Annotated in this window: 15 protein-coding genes and 1 pseudogene; 4 read left to right on the top strand and 12 right to left on the bottom strand. The window is 64.7% G+C overall.

Annotated elements, in window-relative coordinates; translation table 11 throughout:
* The 3 genes and pseudogenes from ACOJB8_RS36495 to ACOJB8_RS36505 form a co-directional block, all read right to left on the bottom strand.
* Positions 1 to 309, bottom strand: a pseudogene (locus ACOJB8_RS36495) (ABC transporter substrate-binding protein); the annotation flags it as partial.
* 39 nt (positions 310 to 348) lie between these two features.
* Positions 349 to 1,209, bottom strand: coding sequence for an HpcH/HpaI aldolase family protein (locus ACOJB8_RS36500; protein WP_324159230.1), 861 nt, complete (start codon positions 1,207 to 1,209; stop codon positions 349 to 351).
* A gap of 19 nt (positions 1,210 to 1,228) precedes the next feature.
* On the bottom strand, positions 1,229 to 2,269 hold the full coding sequence (locus ACOJB8_RS36505) for a WD40/YVTN/BNR-like repeat-containing protein (protein WP_475017028.1): 1,041 nt from the start codon (positions 2,267 to 2,269) through the stop codon (positions 1,229 to 1,231).
* A 484-nt stretch (positions 2,270 to 2,753) separates the two neighbouring features.
* Between ACOJB8_RS36505 and ACOJB8_RS36510 the strand changes: the two genes are divergently transcribed.
* Entirely contained in the window at positions 2,754 to 4,337 is a 1,584-nt protein-coding gene (locus tag ACOJB8_RS36510) for a methyl-accepting chemotaxis protein (RefSeq protein WP_475017030.1), read from the top strand.
* 120 nt (positions 4,338 to 4,457) lie between these two features.
* Here ACOJB8_RS36510 and ACOJB8_RS36515 read toward each other — a convergent pair whose 3' ends face one another.
* From ACOJB8_RS36515 to ACOJB8_RS36530, 4 genes are all read right to left on the bottom strand, one after another.
* Complete coding sequence (locus tag ACOJB8_RS36515) at positions 4,458 to 5,807, bottom strand: MFS transporter (protein ID WP_342948691.1); 1,350 nt, start codon at positions 5,805 to 5,807, stop codon at positions 4,458 to 4,460.
* A gap of 523 nt (positions 5,808 to 6,330) precedes the next feature.
* The gene (locus tag ACOJB8_RS36520) at positions 6,331 to 8,106 is read right to left on the bottom strand and encodes a tannase/feruloyl esterase family alpha/beta hydrolase (RefSeq protein WP_475017032.1); all 1,776 of its coding nucleotides are present in this window, start codon (positions 8,104 to 8,106) and stop codon (positions 6,331 to 6,333) included.
* A 196-nt stretch (positions 8,107 to 8,302) separates the two neighbouring features.
* Positions 8,303 to 9,031: a substrate-binding domain-containing protein gene (locus ACOJB8_RS36525; RefSeq protein WP_475017034.1), complete on the bottom strand. Its 729-nt coding sequence runs from the start codon at positions 9,029 to 9,031 to the stop codon at positions 8,303 to 8,305.
* Positions 9,032 to 9,119: 88 nt separating this feature from the next.
* A complete protein-coding gene (locus ACOJB8_RS36530) occupies positions 9,120 to 10,145 on the bottom strand; it encodes an amidohydrolase family protein (protein ID WP_406951326.1) in 1,026 nt (341 codons plus the stop codon).
* Positions 10,146 to 10,516: 371 nt separating this feature from the next.
* Between ACOJB8_RS36530 and ACOJB8_RS36535 the strand changes: the two genes are divergently transcribed.
* The gene (locus ACOJB8_RS36535) at positions 10,517 to 11,689 is read left to right on the top strand and encodes an epoxide hydrolase family protein (RefSeq protein ID WP_475017035.1); all 1,173 of its coding nucleotides are present in this window, start codon (positions 10,517 to 10,519) and stop codon (positions 11,687 to 11,689) included.
* A 3-nt stretch (positions 11,690 to 11,692) separates the two neighbouring features.
* On the opposite strand, the gene ACOJB8_RS36540 is transcribed toward ACOJB8_RS36535, so the two are convergent.
* The gene (locus ACOJB8_RS36540; protein ID WP_368683092.1) at positions 11,693 to 12,694 is read right to left on the bottom strand and encodes a fatty acid desaturase; all 1,002 of its coding nucleotides are present in this window, start codon (positions 12,692 to 12,694) and stop codon (positions 11,693 to 11,695) included.
* A 128-nt stretch (positions 12,695 to 12,822) separates the two neighbouring features.
* Here ACOJB8_RS36540 and ACOJB8_RS36545 point away from each other — a divergent pair, with 128 nt between their 5' ends.
* A complete protein-coding gene (locus ACOJB8_RS36545) occupies positions 12,823 to 13,647 on the top strand; it encodes a phosphate/phosphite/phosphonate ABC transporter substrate-binding protein (protein WP_475017038.1) in 825 nt (274 codons plus the stop codon).
* Between the two features lie 224 nt (positions 13,648 to 13,871).
* On the opposite strand, the gene ACOJB8_RS36550 is transcribed toward ACOJB8_RS36545, so the two are convergent.
* Both ACOJB8_RS36550 and ACOJB8_RS36555 read right to left on the bottom strand, forming a co-directional pair.
* Complete coding sequence (locus ACOJB8_RS36550) at positions 13,872 to 15,287, bottom strand: YeiH family protein (RefSeq protein ID WP_475017040.1); 1,416 nt, start codon at positions 15,285 to 15,287, stop codon at positions 13,872 to 13,874.
* Between the two features lie 141 nt (positions 15,288 to 15,428).
* Complete coding sequence (locus ACOJB8_RS36555) at positions 15,429 to 16,925, bottom strand: MFS transporter (protein ID WP_475017042.1); 1,497 nt, start codon at positions 16,923 to 16,925, stop codon at positions 15,429 to 15,431.
* 189 nt (positions 16,926 to 17,114) lie between these two features.
* Between ACOJB8_RS36555 and ACOJB8_RS36560 the strand changes: the two genes are divergently transcribed.
* The gene (locus tag ACOJB8_RS36560; protein WP_254318700.1) at positions 17,115 to 17,915 is read left to right on the top strand and encodes a MetQ/NlpA family lipoprotein; all 801 of its coding nucleotides are present in this window, start codon (positions 17,115 to 17,117) and stop codon (positions 17,913 to 17,915) included.
* An 86-nt stretch (positions 17,916 to 18,001) separates the two neighbouring features.
* Here ACOJB8_RS36560 and ACOJB8_RS36565 read toward each other — a convergent pair whose 3' ends face one another.
* Entirely contained in the window at positions 18,002 to 19,375 is a 1,374-nt protein-coding gene (locus ACOJB8_RS36565; protein WP_069263300.1) for an LLM class flavin-dependent oxidoreductase, read from the bottom strand.
* Positions 19,376 to 19,491: 116 nt separating this feature from the next.
* Complete coding sequence (locus ACOJB8_RS36570) at positions 19,492 to 20,415, bottom strand: DMT family transporter (protein WP_475017044.1); 924 nt, start codon at positions 20,413 to 20,415, stop codon at positions 19,492 to 19,494.
* Positions 20,416 to 20,540 lie beyond the last annotated feature (125 nt).

A 20,540-nucleotide genomic window follows, 5' to 3' on the forward strand; every position in this document is an offset into this window, starting at 1 on the left:
CCCCTCCAGATCCCTGGGATGGCGAATCGACGATTCGCGCAGCCGCTGCAGGCCCGCGTGGCGAAACCGCCGTGTCATCGGCAGCGCGAGCGCCGTGATCGGCGCGCCGGCCGCCACAGCCATGAGATAGGACGTCGGCGCCATTTCGCAGATGTCGTAAGGCTGGCTGCGTGCCATGCTGCGATAGGCGTCGGGCATGCGCTTGATCTCGATGAAGTCGAGTTCGACGCCTTCCGCCTGCACCGCGCCGCTGCGCAAATCCTCGACCTGGCCGTGACGGCCAAGCACGATCGACAGTTTTTCAGTCATGTTGACGTTCCCGTGTTGCTTCGTCAGGTTGCACGGCGTTCACACGCGGCCCGCGAGTTGACGGCCCTTGTCCAGCGCGCCGAAATCGCGCTTCGGGAACGTCATGAGGAAGCGGTAGCCCTCCTCGATCACGCGCGACACGTTGCCCTCGTTCACGTGCGGATGGCCAACCGGAATGTTGTAGGCGCGGCCAATCTCGCGCACGTGCGCCATCAGGCGCAGCAACTCGGGGTTGTCGTAGTCGCGCGGGCAGCCCAGTTCCTGGGTGAGATCGCCCTCGCCGATCAGCAGCACGCCGATGCCCGGCACGCGCTTGACCATCTCCTCGAGGTTCTCGATGGCGGCGACGTCTTCGATCATCAGCGTGACGAGAATCTCGCCTTCGGGCGCGAGCGGCCAGACGTCGGCCTTGCGGTAATACTCCTGCTGCGACAGACCCCAGTAGCGCGCCGCCGGCATGGGCGCGTCGCCGCGCAGGCCGGCCGGTTCGTAAAGCGGCTGGTTCGGCAGGCGCGGATAACGGCACGCCGCCACCGCGTTGTACGCCTGCTCGGGCGTGCTGATGCGCGGCCAGACGATGCCGTATGCGCCGAGGTCCAGGGCCTGCTTCGCGAACCACTGGTTCATCTCGCTGCCGCTGGGCGGAATGCGCACGATGGGTGTCATCTGGCAGGCAACCGTGCCCGCTCGCACGATGCGCTCGCGCAGCAGCAAAAACTGCATGGCGTTGCGCAATGCGGCGATGTCCCAGGGCGTGTGCTCCATTTCGAACACAACGCCGTCGTTCGACGACTGCGCAAAGCTGACCGCGTTTTCGATTTCGGCCTGAATAAAGGAAGTAAAAGCAATGCCGCGTCCGGTTTCGAGAGCGCGGATCACACCGTTGAGTCGTTCAGCCATGTCGTTCACTCCTCCGCGCTCAGAGCATCGCGCCGCAGAATGCGTCACCCGCATTCGCCGGCAACTGTTTTTCGGTCCAGGTCTTGCTGCCGTCGGTCGTGAAGAACACCTGGCCGCCGCGCGTCACGGTAATCACGCCGTCAGCGTCGCTCACGTGGGTGCCGAAGCCCATCATCGTGCTGCGCGGTTCGACCTGGGCATCGGCGCGCGCCCACGTGGCGCCCAGGTCCTCGCTCACATAGAGCGCGCCCGCGGCGCTGCGCGACGAGATGCTGAAGCACGCATACATCTTCTTCGGCTGACCGTGCACGAAGCGGCAGTCGCGGGCGTACTGGAACGGCGCGAACTTGCCGACTTCCAGATCGCGGAAGGTCTTGCCCAGGTCATGGCTTTCGAACACGCCGAGCCGGCAGACGTAGAACAGCGAATCCGGCGAGGCGGTGGTCGTGCAAACCGAATGCGCGTCGAACATGCCTTCGGTATCGTCGTCGGTTTCGATCTTGCTCTTCAGGTGCGGCTTGTCCGCGAGCGCCACGAGGCCATCAGCCACACCGCGCCAGCTTTCGCCGCCGTCTTCGCTCACGAGAAAGCCGTTGATTTCGGCCACCGCGTACATGATCTGCGCATTGGTGGGATGAAACGCAATGCGCATGACGCGCGAATTGCCGAAGCGGATTTCGAAGCGCTCCGGGTGGTGCGCATTGCACTTGCGCCACGTGTCGCCGCCATCGTCGCTCCGGTACACGCCGACCGGCCCCGTCCCCGCGAACAGCACATCGGGTTTTTGCGGATGCACGACGACGGTCCAGAACTGCACGTTCTCGCCGGTCACGTTCAGCTGCTGCCACGTGTCGCCGCCGTCGGTCGAGCGGTACACGCCCTTGCGCGCAGCCACGTAGACCACGTTCTCGCGGCTCGGATGCGGCGTGATGGCCTGCACCGACGCATCGGCGGGAATATCGCTCACCTGCTGCCACTCACCGCCGGGTTCGAGCTTGAACAGCGTTCCAATGGCTTCGGGCCGCGTCGTCGCCGTCCCGACCAACATTACCTTGCGCATAAAGCCTCCATCGTTATCGTGCCGGCGCGCCGCTCACCGTGTTCGGCTGCACTTTGCACCGGCCATGCGTCGATTCATCCGGACTCGTGTCACGTCTGTTCTCAACTGACGGAAGGCAGTGTAGGGCGACGCGGCTACGCGTTGTCATTCGAAATGCGCCGCCGTCATAGATTTTTGCTGAGCCCTTTTCGAACGGTCGTATCGAATCTGCTTTGGGAGACTTGCGAAGAACTTATCGGGTGCGATGCCTGCCAACCCGCGTGCAAGCTCGTTGCGCACACCACCTTTTCCAGTGCGAGCCTTATGCCATGGGCCTTTCAGCCCGCGCGCACCGGCCCACGCACAGGCGCTTCGCTTCGTTTATCCCCCTCCTTCGCCGCGGCGACGATTTTTGGCCTCGAACCGCCCTATTCATGATCGAAAACAACGGCCGATAAGCAGCGGACAGCGGGACAACCCAATCAAAAAACGACGGAGACCACGAGTGCACACCGAAACATCGACCCGACCCAACCAGCAGGGAGAAGCCGCTCTCCCGCCCGGAAAACTGCTCGTTTCCACCACCGACACGCGCGGCGTGATCACCTACTGTAACGACGCATTTATCGAAGCCAGCGGCCTTTCCCGCGAAGCCCTGATCGGGCAGCCTCATAACGTCGTGCGCCACCCCGAGATGCCCGCCGAGGTGTATCGCGACATGTGGGCCACGCTGAAAAAGCGTGAACCGTGGGTCGGCGTGCTGAAGAACCGCTTCAGCCATGGACGGCATTGCTGGGTGCAGACCGGCGTCACGCCCATCGTCGAAGGGCAGCACGTCGTCGCGTACCGGGCCGTCCACACCGCCGCTTCGCGCGATCAGATTCGCGCGGCCGAGGCGCTGTATGCGACTTTGCTCGCGGAGCAAAGAGCTGGCCGGCAGGCGCACCATCTGCAGGCGGGCGCAATCGTGCGCAAGGACATGGCGGGCCGGCTTGCGCGCTTCGTGCATCCCACCATGAAGACGCAGACCTACCTGCTCACGAGCGGTCTCGCGGCGGCCGGCATGGTCGCGGGCGTCCTGATCGACGGCGGCGCTGCGATCACCCCCGTACGCACGGCGATCGGCCTCGCCGCATGCGTGGCGTTCGGCGTGCTGGCCGAATATCGCATGCGCTTCATGTTCATCTATCCGCTGCGCCGGCTGCTGGGCGCGGCCACGCGGCTCGCCATGGGCGATCTCACACAGAAGGTCGAGAACACGTGGAAGCCCACCGGCGTGGTCGGCAAGCTCGAACAGTCGGTCAACCAGGTCAGCCTGAACATGCGCGCCATCGTCGGCGACGCGCGCGACCAGATGGCGAGAATGAGCGCCGCCACGGCGACGGTGTCCGAAGGCAGCCAGACGCTCTCGGCGCGAGCCGAATCGCAGGCGGCGAGCCTCGAGCAGTCGGCGGCCTCGATGCAGCATATTGCGGCCAACGTGCGGCAGACCGCCGATGCGGCGCGTCAGGCCGCCACCAGTGCGGGCCAGGCGCGCGCAATTACCGAAGACAGCGGCCGCGCCGTGGAAGCCATGACGGTGACGATGCAGGGCATTACAGAGGCCTCCCGCAAGATCGGCGAGATCATTCAGGTAATCGAAGGAATTTCCTTCCAGACCAATATTCTCGCGCTCAACGCGGCCGTGGAAGCGGCGCGCGCAGGCGAGCACGGACGCGGTTTCGCCGTGGTGGCGAGCGAGGTGCGCAATCTCGCCGGCCGCGCGGCGATGGCCGCCAAGGAAATCGCGGGTCTGATCGTCGACTCGACGCAGAAGGTTCAGGAAGGCTGCCAGCTCACCGAAACCGCCCGGGAAAAAATGCAGCAGGCGGTTCAGGCCGTGCGCGACGTGAACGTGCTGATCGACGAAATCAATACCGCGAGCGGCGAACAAAGCGCCGGCATCGCCGAGATCAAGCAGGCTCTGGATCATATCGAAGCGCTCACGCAACAAGACAGCGCACTCGTGAATCATTTTTCGATTTCGGCGCATACGCTGGGCAGGAATGCGCAGACCGTGATCGAAACGGTGGGTGCGTTCAGGATTTGACTAGCCGAACGGCACTAAAGCGGAGGCGCTGCCTCCGCTCTCACACCAAATAAAAAAACGGCGCGGCAGTGCAATTCGCACCGCCGCGCCGATCAGTCCAGCGCTGTTGCTAAATCCAGCTCAGTGTGCCGCGCTCACCTGCGTAGCTGGTTCCGAATGACGCGCACGCTGCGAAACCAGGATCGCAAGCGCCGCGAGCACCGCCGGTACGGCGAGCATGGCGAGAATCGCAGCGAATTCCCAGCCGAGACCCAGCAGCGCACCGCCGATGGCCGAGCCGAAGATGCTGCCAAAGCGGCCCATGCCCAACATCCAGCTCACACCCGTTGCACGCGCGACCGTCGGATAACGGCCCGGTGCGTAGGCGTTCAGGCCCGTTTGCGCACCGCTCATGCAGAAGCCCGCGGCAAACACCAGCAGCGCGAGCGACGAGGAAAGCGCCCCCACACCGGCCAGCGCCAGCACGCAGATGCCGCCGCCGACATACGCCGCGCTGATCACGCGCGCGGGGCGCACCTTGTCCATGATCCAGCCCACCAGCACGGCGCCGATCGTGCCGCCGATCTGGAACATGGCCGTGACGTTCGCCGCCACCGTGATGGAGAGGCCCGCGTCCTTGATCAGCGTGGGCAGCCAGCCGGTCAGCAGATAGATGACGAGCAGACCCATGAAATACGTGACCCACAGCGCGATGGTCATCACGCCATAGCCTTCCGAGAACAGCACGCCGATCGGCTTGCGCGTGGGCAGCGGCGGCTCCGTCGAAACGAAGTTCTCGTCGCCCGCGAAACTCGCGCCGGTCACGCGGTTCAGCGTCGCGGCAATGCGCTTGCTCGTGGCGCCCCGCACGGCGAGCAGACGCGCCGATTCCGGCAGCAGCCAGGCCTGCAGCGGCACGAGTGCGAGCGGAATGGCGCCGCCGAAAATCAGCACCGCGCGCCAGCCATGGTTCGGCACGAGCCAGCCAGCCGCGAAGCCGATCAACGCCGAGCCGAGGTTGAAGCCCGTGAACATGATCGTGATGAGCAGCGCGCGGCGGCGTTGCGGCGAGTACTCCGAGAGCAGCGTCGTGGAGTTCGGCATGGCCGCGCCAAGACCGATGCCGGTCAGCACGCGCAGCGCCGCCATCGAAACCGGCGACTGCGTGAACGCCGTGAGAATCGTGAACACGCCGAAGAGGAACACAGAGGTGATCAGCACCCACTTGCGGCCAACGCGGTCAGAAGCCGGGCCGGCGGCCAGCGCGCCAATCACGAGGCCGATGGGCGCCGCGCTCATGACGAGACCGAACTCGGGACGCGAAATGCCCCACTCGTGAATGATGGAGGGCGCGACGAAGCCCATGATGGCCACGTCCATGCCATCGGCTGTCACCGCGAGGAAGCACAGCGCCACCAGTAGCCACTGGTAGGCCGAAATGTGGCGTTCGTCGATGAACGCCTTGATATCGATTGTTTTGCTGCCAGACATCTGTCGTCTCCTGTCCGTTCTGTGGTCTGCCGCTCGCTCGTGCCCGAGTCGAATATCTACGAACTGCTATCCGTCGGGGGCACGATAGATGGCCCCACCCGCGTCTAAAAGTGCGGGTTAACCACATATTGGATACGTCCTTGCCCGTCCGCATGGGCGATTCCCGCACGCTCGCACCCGCGATACCGCCCGGGAAGCCGCGCCGCGTAAAGGCCGTGCGCATTCGGCCCGCGCTTTGCCCGACGCGGGCCGGGGCTGGAATCGAATCCAGCGTGATAAACAAAATCGATGTTCTCCGAAAGGATTCGCAAACGCGCTGGACGATCGTGCGGAATTCAGTTGCCGCTACATCGCCGGGGGCCGCTTCCATACGCGCCGCTTTTCGAGGCGGCGGCGCCGTTCGAGCCGCTGCCCTTGCCCCGCATGTGCCATGCGATTCAGTTATCGCTTCCAAAACAAAACCAGCCCCGAAGGGCTGGCCGGTTCAACGTCGAATCAAACGAGTGTGCCGGAAATTCACCCGTTAAGGCGCGGCAACACCCTGCGTAGTCGGCGTGTACGTCGCATAGAAGCTCGAGCCCGCCCAGGTATGCGTCGGCTGGTTGTACAGCGGTTCGCCCTGCGTCCAGTTCGCACCGAGGTGCCAGTCGCCGGTGCCAGTGAACTGCGCGACGGCCGGGTACGGATAAACCGGGCGGCTGGCCGTCACGTTGTTCGACGAATCGGTCTGGTACGTCATGACCGCATTCGGCGCCGTGCCCTCCTCGGCCCACGCCGTGATCTGCGAGACGAGGTCGATGTTCGGGAAGCCTTCGCCGCCGCCGCAGTGGGCCACGCCAGGCACGAGGTACAGGCGAGCGAAATCGCTCACGTTCGAAGCGCCCATCGTGTTCTGCATCGCTTCGTAGTACTGGATCGTGAAGAGCGGCGAAATGTGTTGATCCGCCCAGCCGTGCCACAGGATCAGCTTGCCGCCCGCCTTCTTGAACGCCGATAGATCGGGGTTCGTCGCGTCCACCAGCGGATGGTTGGCCTGCAGGTAGGTCGGGTAGAAGCTCGCATCCGTGTAGCCGAAGGTGTCGATGGTCGGCATGGTGGGCGAGCCCGTGAAGATCAGGTTATAAGCACCCGTCACGATCATGTAGCTGAACAGGCTCTTCACCGATACCGGCGTGGCCGTCGAATTCGTCGTGGGCACTTCCACGCCGACCCAGTTCTCCTCCGAGCCCATCTGCGGGGAGCCCGCCAGCATGCGCTCACCCGTTGTCGCGTCGACCGGTCCGCCATAGATCTTGCTCGCGGTGGCGACTTCGGCTGCGGTCAGACAGTTGCTCGTGTTCGTCGCGCCCTGCGCACACTGGATCGATGCGGGATCGAAATTGCAGGTGCGCGGATCGGCGATCAGACCATCGGGCACACCCGCCTGGCCGCCGCATGCCGCGATGACTGCCTTGTGCAGCACGAGCGCCTTGTCGGCGTACAGAACGGCGTTGCCGGCGCTGTCGCCGGTCGTGCTTTGCGACTCCACGCTCCAGCCGTGATACAGCGAGTTCTGGATCTGGAAGTGCGCAGCCGGCGCGCCCGCAATGATGCCGTTATAGTCATTCGGATAGCGTTGCGCGGCCATCAGCGCTTCGCGGCCGCCGTCCGAGCAGCCGATGAAGTACGCGTACTTCTGCGTCTGGCCGTAGTACGCCTTGATGAGCTTCTCCGCCGTGAGCGTCGTGATGTGCTGCCCGCGATAGGCGAAATCGGCCTGTTTTTGCGGGTCCGTAGTCCACGTCGTGTCGTTGCCCGAGTGGCCCATGTCGGTCGCCGCCGTCACGAAGCCGCCTTCCTGCACGAGCGGGCACGTGTAGCTGAAGCTGAACGACGACTGCTGGGTCGGGTCGCTCAGGTTGCCGCACAGGCCTCCACAGCCCAGCGCCGCAAAGCGCTGCGTCCACGTGCTCACCGGCAGTGCCACTTCGAACGTATTCGAAGGCGCGAGCGTGCCCTTTACGGTACAGAAGTTGACCGAAGCACCGTTGATGGTCGCCGTGGTCACGCTAGCCGAAGTAATCGCGCTGCCCGCGCCGCCAATATCGGTGATATCGACCGACGCCAGCTTCGAGCAATCCACCACGGGCGCCACGACTGCAAGCGGCGCTTTCGATGCATCGGCGCTACTGCTGCCACTACCGCCACTGCCGCACGCGGCCACGAGCGTGGCCGCCGCGAAGAGCGCGAACAGCGAGAGCAGCGAGGCGGCACGAGCGCGCACGCTCGTGAAAAGCCGTCGGGTTTGCAGGTTTCTCATGCTTGCCTCCTGGTGTCGTACGTCCTGGTTTTTTTCTGATTCACTTTCACGCCTCCGATTCTGTTTTTTCTGATTAGTAAGCCTAATTACTTTGGATACGTAGACCATGCGACATGAAATGTCCAATCCAATCGCGTTATTGCCCCTTCTATATTGCCCCTTCTATTTCCCTTATTGCCGTCTTGCTCGTGCCCTGCTACGGCCCGTACGCCGCGTTGCCGGCCGGCTCCATGCCGAACGCCCGCTTGGTCGCCTCGGCGCGCGCCGAACCGAGGAACGCGAGGAAATCCGCTGCCGCCTGCCGCTGCTGCGACACCGCACAGATCGCCGCGGAAAAGACCGTGACGAGTTGCGCCCCGGCCGGGAGCGGCCCGATCACTTCCACGCCCGGCACATCCTTTAGCTCGCTCAATTGCTGAAAGCCGATCTCGACCTCACCGGCCGCGATCAGGCTCGCCACCGGCACGCCCGGCCGCGCCATCACGAGGCGCGGCCTGAGCGTTTCGGCCACGCCCCAGCGCTCGACCAGCCGCAACAAATGGTCGCCGCTAGGCCCCGTCGAATAGCCGATGCGCGCCGCGCGCAGCATCGTCTCGCGCAGTGCGTCCTCGGTGCCGATATCCGGGTGCGCCGCGCCGGCGGCGACGGCCGCCGCCATGCCGGAGCGCACGACGTCCGTGCGCGCACCGACGAGGTGCCCGCCCGCCGCCAGGCGGTCGATCGCCGCCGAGGCCAGCACGGCGAAATCGAATGCCGCGCCGGCCTGCACGCGGCGCGCGGCTTCCACGCCGCCTATCGCCGCAACGGTCAGCCGCTGCCCCGTTTCACGCTCGTATTGCTCGGCGAGGTCCGCGAGCAGGAGACGCGTCGCCATCGACCCGACCCCCGCCAGTGCGGCGTTGCTTTTCACATCGTCCTTTGTCATTGACTTCCGTTTCAGTCCAGAGTGAGCGAGGCCGCCTTGTCTTGCGCTTCGCTGGTGTCGCATGGACTGCGAGCCGCTACGCGCGCGCTCACAACCCCTTTGCCTTGAGCCGCGCGTCGAGGCGCGGATACACGCGGCGCGCGTTGCCTTCGTAAATCTTGTAGCGATCCGCGGCATCGACATGCGCGGCTTCGATATAGCGCTTCGTGTCGTCGTAGTTGTGGCCCGTTTCCGGGTCGATGCCGCGCACCGCACCGATCATTTCGCTCGCGAACAGAATGTTGTCCACGGGGATCACGCGCGTGAGCAAGTCGATGCCGGGCTGGTGATAGACGCAGGTGTCGAAGAACACGTTATTCAGCAGATGCTCGCTGAGCGGCGGTTTCTTCAGCTCCTGCGCGAGACCGCGGAAGCGTCCCCAGTGATAGGGCACCGCGCCGCCGCCGTGCGGAATCACGAAACGCAGCGTGGGGAAATCGCGGAACAGGTCCGACGTCAGGCACTGCATGAACGCAGTCGTGTCCGCGTTCAGGTAGTGCGCGCCCGTGGTGTGGAAGCACGCGTTGCAGCTCGTGCTTACGTGGATCATCGCGGGAATGTCGTATTCGACGAGCTTCTCGTAGATCGGGTACCAGTGGCGATCGGAAAGCGGCGGGCTCGTCCAGTGGCCGCCCGAGGGATCGGGATTCAGGTTGACCGCCACATTGCCGTACTGCTCCACGCATTTGACGAGTTCCGGCACGCACGTGGCGGGATCGACGCCCGGGCTTTGCGGCAGCATCGCGGCGGGAACGAAATGGTCGGAAAAGAGCTCGCTCACGCGGTGGCACAGCTCATTGCAGATCGCGGCCCAGGTGCTCGACACCTCGAAGTCGCCAATGTGATGGGCCATGAAACTCGCGCGCGGGCTGAAAATCGTCAGATCGAGACCGCGCTCGCGCATCAGCTTGAGCTGATTGAGTTCGATCGATTCGCGCAATTCGTCGTCGCTGATCTTCAGCTCCGATACCTTCGGCATCCCGGACGGATGGGCGATGCCCGCTATCTGGCGTTTGCGCCACGCCTCCAGCGCTGCGGGCGCCGTAGTGTAGTGGCCGTGAATGTCGATGATCATTGGGACCTCTGCTGCTGATTCGAAGCGTGGCGCTACGGTACGAATTGGCCCCACCGCGCTAGTAGCCAGGGCTATTACCTGGACTGCGCAAATAATACCGCTGGCGCCACTAAGCGAGTGCGGGAGCCGGCGGCTGAAAATACCGGCAACCATGGACGCCGTGGGGTTTGCGCCGCGCCGCCTCGCCCGGATGAGGCGGCGCACCGCCCTGCCGCGCCGGCCGAATGCCGATAAATTAAATCGATGGCTCGATAAACATCTGGTAAGCGATCGATGGAATTCGAAGGGTCCCTGGGGGCGGCCGGTGCGCTGCGGCGAATTCGCTCATAATCGTCAGTTCCCTCGGCCTGCCAACGTGCGGATGAACCACCATGCATATCGACCGATTCGAAATTCGCGTTCCCGAAGAGGCACTCGACGACCTGCGCCGGCGTTTGCGCGCCACGCGCTGGGCCAACGCCACGCCCTCGCCGGCGTGGCAACAAGGGGCCGACACTGCGTGGCTGCGCGAGCTCGTCGCGTATTGGGCAGACGAATACGACTGGCGCGCCGCCGAACGCGCGCTGAACCGGCTGCCGCAATTTATGGCTGAAGTGGGGGGTGCGGGTGGCGCAGGTGCCCAGCGCGTGCACTTCGTGCATCGGCGCGGCGCGGGCCCGAAGCCCTACCCGCTCGTCATCACGCACGGCTGGCCGGGGTCGTTCGTCGAATTCCATGCGCTGCTCGACCGGCTCTGCGACCCCGCCGCATTCGGCGCGGACCCGGCCGAAGCGTTCGACGTCGTCGTCCCGTCGCTGCCGGGCTTTGCCTTTTCACCCGCGCCGGCGGCGCCCGGCACCTCCGCGTTCCAGATCGCAGACCTGTGGGCCGCGCTGATGCGCGGTCTCGGCTACGAGCGTTTCGGTGCGCAGGGCGGCGACCTCGGCGCGGGCGTGTCCATTGCGCTCGCCGCGCGGCACAGCCCGGCCGTCGAGGGCATCCATCTGAACTTCCTGCCCAGCTCCTACGAACCGGCAATCGACGCCGCGCAAGCCCCGCTCACCCCGGCGGAACAGGCCTATCTGCGCGAAAAGACCGACTGGGCAGCGCTGGAGGGCGGCTACGCGCATATGCACAGCACGAAGCCGCAGACGGCGGCAGCGGCGCTCAACGACTCTCCCGCGGGACTGGCCGCGTGGATCGGCGAGAAGTTTCGCGCATGGAGCGACTGCGACGGTGACATCGAGCGCCGGTTCTCGAAGGACACCTTGCTGACGGATCTTTCACTGTACTGGTTCACCGGCAGCATCGGCACATCCATGCAGATGTACTGGGAGAACCGTCTTCAGCCGTTTCGCTTCGCGGCCGGGCAACGCGTGGCGCCGCCCGTCGCCTTCGCGCGCTTTCCCAAGGAGATCAATCATCCGCCGCCGTCGTGGCTCGAGCGCGTGTTCGATGTCGCGCAATGGACCGACATGCCGCGCGGCGGCCATTTCGCCGCCATGGAAGAGCCCGATCTTCTCGCGGCCGACATTCGCCGCTTCTTTAAACGGTTTCGGGAATGAAGGTCACTGCGCGGCGTTGTCGCCGAACGGATGCGCGGGGGCATCCGTCGCGCGCCACGCGTAACGCCTGAGCAGCGCGGCGTAGCCTTCGATCACGAATCCGCCGCATTTGTGCCGATAGTCGTCGCGCCGCATGCGATAGGCGCGCGCCAGTTGAAACCACGGCAAGCGCGGCAGATCGTGGTGCACGAGATGGTAGTTGTTGTTCAGATACAGAAAGCGCATGACGAGCCCGGCCTCGTTGATGGCGATGCGCGCCTTCGGATGCGACACCGCGCGATGCTCGTACAGCGAGCGGACCATCGCGAGCCCGAGCGCGGGCCAGGTGACGGCGGCGAGATACCACCACCACGGCACGCCCGCGTAACGCTGCACCCACGCGAGCAGCACCACGACGGCCGCGCAGTGCGCGAGCCACATCGGCACGTCTCGCCAGTCACCGCTTCGCAGCGCTTTCGCCGCGCCGGCGAGCATGGCGGCCACGCTCATCGGCGGCCCGATCACCACCCGGCCCACGAAACTCTTGCGTGCGTGCCACAGCACGCGATGCCAGCGCGGCAGGCGGGCCCACTGCTCGTGCTGCACGTAGTTCGTTTCGGGGTCGATGCCGGGCACGGTCAACGCTTCGTCGCGATGATGCGCCATATGGCTCTCGCGGTAGACCGCATAGGGAAACCAGACGGCGAGCGGCGGCCAGCCCAGCGCCATGTTCAGCCATGCGAATCGGGTGGGATGACCGTGCAGCAGTTCGTGCTGGAGCGACATGTGCCATGCGCACAGCACGATGAGGCACGGCGTGGCGGCCAGGATCGTGATCAGCCCCGAGCGCACGAAGGCCAGCACCGCAAACCAGCCGCCGTAGATCACGGCAATCAGTAGCCACGTGGGCCATTCCGTGCGGGCCGTGAACCCGGTGGCGAGCGCGGCGACTTCCCGCGCGTGGTCTGCGTCGAAATATTCGGCCATGTTCGCCAGTTCCCGCGATGAAGGATGGTGCCACTCCATACGGAGAGCAAAGCAACGCAGGTCCTCACCATACCGAACGCGCGGCGCCTCACCAACCAACGAATTGCCATTTGCTTATCTCACCGCGCTGCGCGACGCGCCACCTGCGTGCGGCGTAGAATGCGCCCATGACCCGCTGGATCGCCTCCCTGCCGATGTACAACGTGACGCCGCAACATGCGGCGGCGTGGCGCTCGCTGTTGAGCGACAGTCTGGGCATCGTGGCGCGCTCGTTCGACATAGGCGACGTCACGATCGAGAACGCGCCGGAGGGCGAACTCATGCCGCACTGGCGCCGCGAGGACTTGCTGCTCTCGCAGACCTGCGGGTTTCCGTACCGCGTGCTCGGACTCGCCAACGAAGTCCGCCTGATCGCGACCCCGATGTTCGACGCACCCGGTTGCGAAGGCCCGCGCTATCGAAGCGTGCTTGCCGTTTCATCCCAGGCGTGGGAACGCGGCGCGAAAACGCTCGAAGCGTGCCGCGGCTTGCGCGCCGCATGCAACGGCGCGGATTCGCATAGCGGCATGAACGCGTTGCGCCACGCGGTCGCGCCGCTCGCCCGCGAGGGCCGCTTCTTTGCCTCGGTGCTCTGGACAGGCTCGCACGCGGCCACGTTACGCGCGCTGGCGAGCGGCGCGGCCGACGTGGGCGCGATCGACTGCGTCACGTTCGCATTGCTGCACGATTCGCACCCCGAACGGTTCGACGGCGTGCAAACCATCGGCATGACAGCCTCAGCCCCAGGCCTTCCGCTGATCGCCTCACGTGCGCTCGGCGAGGATCAGACGCAGGCGCTGCGAGATGCGCTAGATGCCGCTCATGCAGCCGACGCCGAGCGCGCACGCACGTTGCGCCTGCGCGGATTCGCGCGACTCAGGGGAGAGACGTACGCCGAGATCGAAGCAATCGCGAATGCCGCCGCGCAGCAAGGCTATCCCGAGCTTCGTTGAATGGCCTCACGCGATGCGCGCAACAAATGCCGCGCAGCGGTCCTCCGGTTGAGTCAAACGGTCGTGCCGCAGACATAACCGGCTCTCCCCGACACTCGCCCCATAAGCCGAGCCGAACGAAGCCAACCCGGGGATGCGTGCCTCCAGCAACGCGCGGTCTTCGGCCCAGTGCGCACACTGCCCGCACAGTGGGCGCTTCCCGGATTGCGCCGCGCCATTCAAGTTCATTTTCCGAGCGCAAGCCAGTACGGCGCGAACAGGTGCACCGAAAGCAGATACCCGAGCACCACATTCACGGCCACACCAACCGTGAACGCGGCGAGCGGCCTGACGCCCGTTGACGAAAGCGCGGCGAAGCGTGTCGTGAGGCCGATGCTGAGAAAGCAGAACGTGAACGCCCACGTGCGCAACGCGACGATCGGCGCGACGAAGCCTGGCGTTACGGCGCTGCGGTATTCGGCCAGCGTGTAGTGCGAAGCGACCCACGTGACAAACGCCGAAGCAATCACGAACCCGACCACGAACTTGGGAAACCGCGTCCAGATTTCGCGGGCGCGCGTCGTGGTCTGCACTTCGTCACCGGCCTCGCGGTCCCAGCGCGTGGTCGCCACGATCGCCAGCACGAAGGCCCAGATGCCGATCCAGATGTCGCGGCCCACCACCTTCATCAACACGAATGCTTGCAGCGATGCATCGGGCGCACCCGCCACTGCGCCGCTCGCGTGTCGCGCAAAGTCGCCGTAGGCCTGGGCGGCAGCAATGCCCGCCGCGTCCGCGAACTCCGAGGTGCCGATCCACGCCCCAGCCACACCGGTCGGCAGGCCGAACGCACGCGAAAGCGCCGGTAGCGCGAACACCATCACGATCGCCCACACCACGACCAGCGTGATCGCAACCGAAGCCTGCTCGCGCCGCGCGCGCACCGCGCCCGCAATCGCGATCGCGGCCGAAACGCCGCACACCGCACCGCCCACGCCGAGCACTGCGGCGAAGCGTTGGTCGATCTTTAGCGCCCGCGCCGTGCCATAGATCACGAAAAACGTGACGAGCGAAACGATGGTAGCCTGCCCCACGGCAACCGGCCCCGCCCACACAATCAACGTGAGCGGCAGCGTCGCGCCGAGCAGCACGATCCCGACCTTGATGTAGAACTCCACGCGCAGCGCCGGCGCAAGCCAGGCGGGCACAGTGAAAATATTCGACACGATGAGCCCGAGCGCCAGTGCGATGAGCGGCGGCTCAAGGTTGTAGCGCGTGGCCTGCGCCCAGGCGCCCACAATGAAGATGGCCGCCGACACCACGAAGAGGACGAAGAATCCCCGAATGAATTGCGCGACCGGCAAGCCGAGCGCCGCAATGGCCACCGAGAACACGGCCGCAAACCCCACGAAAAGCGCGACATAGGCTCCCGCATGCGCGGCAAGGTTGCGAGCGAGCTCGTCGAAGTCGTTCCAGCGCCCGGGCGCCACGGCAAGGCTCTTGATACTGCCGCCCGAAGCAAACAGCCCATACGCGATCGCAATCACGAACAGCCCGATTGCAACCGCCCACCAGTCTTCCGTCCCGAACGGCCTGCGTTGCGCGGTGACGGTCTCACCCGCGCGCTTGCCACCCTCATCCGCAAGAGTCGTATGGCTCATAGTTAGTTTTCCCCTGTTCAAACCTCGATTGCGGCAATCGCCATGTCGCCGTTAAACAGGCGCTACACATCCCGAAGCACGCGCCCCGCACTCAGTATGGAATGCGCATGTTCGAAACGAAAATGACTTATTCCTCTTTGCTTATGCTCCAATTGCAGCTTCTTCGCGTTCATCCGCATAATCCTCACTATCGATGTCGTAGCCCGAGGGCTCCCACCGGATCGCGAGCAGCACGAGCAGCGAAGCGAGCGGCGCGATGGCGATCACCCAGAAGACCTTCGTGCCGAGCGCCGCGGCGAGCACGGGAAACAGGAATAGCGACACCGTGGAAGCGGAGCGCACGAGCGTCTGATTGAAACCCACGCCAATGCCGCGCAGCGAGGTCGGATAACTGAGCGATGCATAGGTCATGCAATGCGAACCGGGGCCGAAGCCCTGCCCGAACAGATAGCCGCCTAGCAGCAGAATGGCGACCACAACGAAAAAGGCGCTCCCCGGATGGCCGATCAGCGCAAGACCGATGAGCGAGACGAACTGCAGCGTGTGACCGAGCACGGTCATTTTCCACGCGCCGACGGTGGGCGCGGTACGCACGCCGATCAACCCGCCAACGAAAGCGAACAACAGGTTCAGCGTGAGCGAAGCAACGATGGTCGTGAGCGGACCCTGCTGGAAAAAGCTCGCGATGATCACGGGCAGGCCGAAAATGATCGCGTTGTAACCGAAAGAAGACGCCGCGCCGATCGTTGCGGCAAGAATCGTGCGGCGACGATACGTGGCGTTGAAAAGCACGCCGTAGTTGCGCCATGAAGCGGCACGCGGCGCTCGCGTGGGCGCTTCGCCGCGCTCGACCACGGCATCGACGCCATACGAGCGCTTGAGAATGCGCGCCGCGCCTTCCAGATCGCCCTGATTCGCGGCCCACACGGGCGACTCGCTGATATAGCGGCTACGCACCGCAATGATGACGAGCGCCGGCACCGCGCCGAACGCGAGCGTGATGCGCCAAAGCCAGCCGAGCTGATGCTCGGGCAGGATCGCATAGAGGCCGAGAATGAGCAGATAGCAGGTGCTCGTGGCCGCGTACCACGCGGGGCACCACGCCGCCACGCTGGCCGCCTTGTTGCCCTTGCCCGCCACGCGCGAGAACTCGGCGAGAAACGCCATGGCGACCGGCAGATCGAGCCCCACCCCGAAGCCCATGAGAAAGCGTGCGCCGCCCAGCACCCAGGCGTTGGGCGCGAGCCCGGCCGCGATTGCGGCCACCACGAAGAACAGCATGTCGGCCATGAATACGCGGTAGCGCCCGATGCGGTCCGTGAGATAGCCGCCGAACAGGGCGCCGAGAATCGCGCCGAACGTAATGGCCGCCGAAACGAAGCCGACTTGCACTGGCGATAGCGAGAATTCGCGTGCGATATCCTTGATGCCATAGGCGAGCGAGGTGAGATCGTAGGCATCGAGAAACACACCGCCCAGTGCGATCGCGATCACGATACGCGCGTTGCTGCCCTGCGCTGCGCCGGCGTTGACGATACGGGAGACGTCCTGAGCGGAGCGGATCACGGCATGTTGCGGGGCTTGCGCTTGCCCGGTGGCTTCGACGAGTTCCGAAGCGGGAACGGCGAGAGTGGACATGGAACGAGACTCGCGTGAGGAATGGAATCGCTGCATCCTAGCCACGTCGCTGCGTGCCGCAAAACGACGAATATAGCTAAGCAATCCTCCCAAAATTGGTTGTCCGCTTGCCGCGCGCTCTCTAGCATCGCCCTATCCACAACTCTTCGAATAATGGATTTTATGAAGAAAAGAACCTTGCTGGGCGCGATGCTGGCTTCGCTCGCGCTGGGCGTAAGTATTGGGGGCGCGACGCTCGCGCACGCGGCAGATCAGACGTTGCGCGTTGGCATCATGTCGGGTGAAGACGAGGACGTATGGCGCGTGGTGGCCGCCAACGCCGCGAAGCGCGGCCTCACGATCAAGGTGACCACGTTCTCCGAATACACGCAGCCCAACGAAGCGCTTTCCAGCCACGACCTCGACGCCAATTCGTTCCAGCACAAGCCGTATCTGGACGCGCAGATCAAGGCGCGCGGCTACAAGATCGTGCCGGTCGGCTTTACCTACGTGCAGCCTATCGGGCTGTATTCGCGCAAGGTGAAGTCAGTGGCGGACCTGCCGCAGGGCGCGACCATTGGCGTGCCGAACGATCCGAGCAACGAAGGCCGCTCGCTGCTGCTGCTCCAGGCACAGGGACTCATTACGTTGCGCGAGGACGTCGGCCTGCTGCCGACCGCACGCGACATCGCGAAGAATCCTAAGAATATCCATATCAAGGAACTTGATTCGGGTATCGTCGGGCGCGCGATTGGCGATCTGGATGCGGCCGTTGTCAATACGGACTGGGCCGTCAAATCCGGCATCAAGATTCCGCAGGAGCGGATTGCTCAGGAGAAGGTGACTGGCAATCCTTATCGCAACTTCATTGCCGTGAATGAGAAGGACGCTAACGCGGGTTGGGTGCGTGCGCTTGTGGAGAGCTATCAGCAGCCTAATGTGGCGTCGGAGATTATTGCTGTGTATCACGGGGCTACGTTGCCTGCCTGGCAGGGGGCGCCGCAGCAGTAAGGGAGTGGGTGGGGTTTGCCGCGGGGCGCCGTGATGCTTTTTATTCGCGGCTCCCCGGCGCTTTGGCCTCTCCCATTAAATCCCATTCAAACCACTTCAGTCCCCCACCGATACCCCGCCCCAGCATGCCGCTGCGGCAAGGTAGCCTCCCCCCCAAACAACTTCTCCCGCAACGTCCCCGGCGCATACGCCGTCTTATACCGCCCACGCGCCTGCAACTCCGGCACGACGAGATCCACGAAATCCTCGTAGCTCTCGGGCACGACCGTGCGGCTCAGGTTGAACCCATCCACATCCGCCTCGTCAATCCACGCCTGCAGTTCATCCGCCACCTGCGAAGCGCTGCCGACAATCGCCGGATAGCGCCCACCCAGCTCGAACATCTCCAGCAGCTTGCGCCGCGTCCAGCCGTGTTGCTTCGCCGTCCGCGTGGCGGATTCGATCGCATTGCCCGGCGCATAATCCACGGGCGCGTCCAGATCGTATTGCGAATAATCGACACCCGTGCTCGACGCGAAATGCGCCAACCCCGCTTCACGGCTCGCATATTGCCGGTAGTCGGCATACTTCTCGCGCGCTTCGCGCTCAGTGGAGCCCGGCACCACCGCCACGCCGACGAAGACCTTCACATCGTCGGGCCGGCGCCCCGCTTGCACCAATTGTTCGCGCAACGCGCGCACTGTCTCGCGCGCGGCGGCGCGGCTTGGCGGCGAAATGAACACGCATTCCGCGTGACGCGCCGCGAAGCGCTGCCCGCGCCCCGAACTGCCCGCCTGGAACAGCACCGGCGTGCGCTGCGGCGAAGGTTCCGCCAGGTGATAACCGTCCACGCGGTAGTAACGTCCCGCATGCTCCACGCGATGCAGCTTCGCGGGATCGGCGAAAACACGCGCGGCCTTGTCGCGCCGCACGGCGTCCGCTTCCCAGCTGCCCTCCCAGAGTTTGTAGAGGACTTCCAGGTATTCGTCCGCCCGGTCGTAGCGCTCGTCGTGCGGCAGTTGCTGCTCGAGTCCCATGGCGCGCGCCGCGCTGTCCAGATAGCCCGTCACGATGTTCCAGCCGATGCGGCCCTGCGTGAGGTGATCGAGCGTCGAAAAGCGCCGCGCCAGCAAATAAGGCTGCTCGTATGTGAGGTTCACCGTCACGCCAAAGCCGAGATGCTCGGTCACGGCGGCCATGGCCGGCACGACGAGCGTGGGGTCGTTCACCGGCAACTGGATCGACTCGCGCAGCGTCACGTCCACGTTGCGCTGATAGACATCGTAGACGCCCACGATATCGGCGAGAAAAAGCCCGTCGAAGAGCCCGCGCTCCAGCGTACGCGCGAGATTCGTCCAGTACGCGAGCGTGCGGTAGTCGGTCGAGCGGTCGCGCGGGTGCGTCCACAGCCCGTGATTGATGTGTCCCACGCAATTCATGTTGAACGCGTTGAGCAAAATGGGTTTGTTCGTTTTCGCCATCGTAAGGCTCGCTCCTGCGGCATCGAAGGTCCAAACGCCCATTGGAACAGCCTGCGTCCCGATCCCCTACCAGTTAATTCGCAATTGCATATCAGCTTTGCGGATGTGGGCGCGGCCTACGCTTTCACGGCGTCCTGCGCTTCTATCTGCGCTTCGGCCTGCGGTTCGCGCTTGAGCGCGAAAAGCGAAGCGGCAACGATCAGCATGCCGCCGATCCACGCGGCCAAAGTAAGCCGCTCGCCAAGCCACACGCATGCAAAGAGCGCGCCGAAGACCGGCTCGCTGCTCATGAGCAACGCCACGCGCGTGGGGCTGCTGCGGCTCACGGCGTAGTTCTGCACGAAGAAGGCGAACAGCGTGCAGCCCGCCACGAGATAGATCACGCTGCCCCAGAACACGCCGTGCCCCTGCCAGGGCGGCAACGGCCGCCACTGTTCGGGCGCAACAGTCAACGCGAGCGCGGCGCAGCCGATCGAAACGACGGCGGACTGGACCGCCGTCACCGTGAGCGGCGGCACGGCACCCGACTTCATCACGCGCTTGACCGCGCAGGTCGTCAATGCGCGCAGCAGCGCGGCCAGCACGACCAGCAGATCGCCGGGGCTCGCCGCCACATGGCCGCCCGTCAGGAGCAGCGCGCCAAACAGCGACACGCCAGCCGCCGCCCATTCCACCGGCCGCGGCGCGCGCTTGAGCCACGCCCACTCCACGAGCGGCGTGAGGACTACGCACAGGCTGATGAGAAACGCTGCGTTCGAGGCGTTCGTGAGCGACACGCCAAACGTCTCGGCCAGAAAGATGCCGAGCAGCAGGAGTCCTGCGCCGATCACGCCGATCTGCTCGCGCCACGTCACATGACGCAGACCGCGTAACGCGGGCGACAGCAGCACGAAGGTGATGCCAAAGCGCAGCGCGAGCAGACCCAGCACCGGATAGACAAGCAGCGCACCTTTCACCACGCCATAGCTCGTGCCCCAGATAAGCGCGACAGCAACAAGCAATAGATCGACGGTGCGGGACGAACGGGTCAGGGCATTCATGGGGAACGAGCGTGCAGATTGGCGGGGAACGGGCACATTGTCCGGCAATGACTTCCCGGCGATAATCCACTTCGACGGAACATCATTTATGCTCTGGATGCACAGATGATGACTTAACCCTGACT

Source organism: Paraburkholderia sp. BR10141 (genome assembly GCF_056155635.1).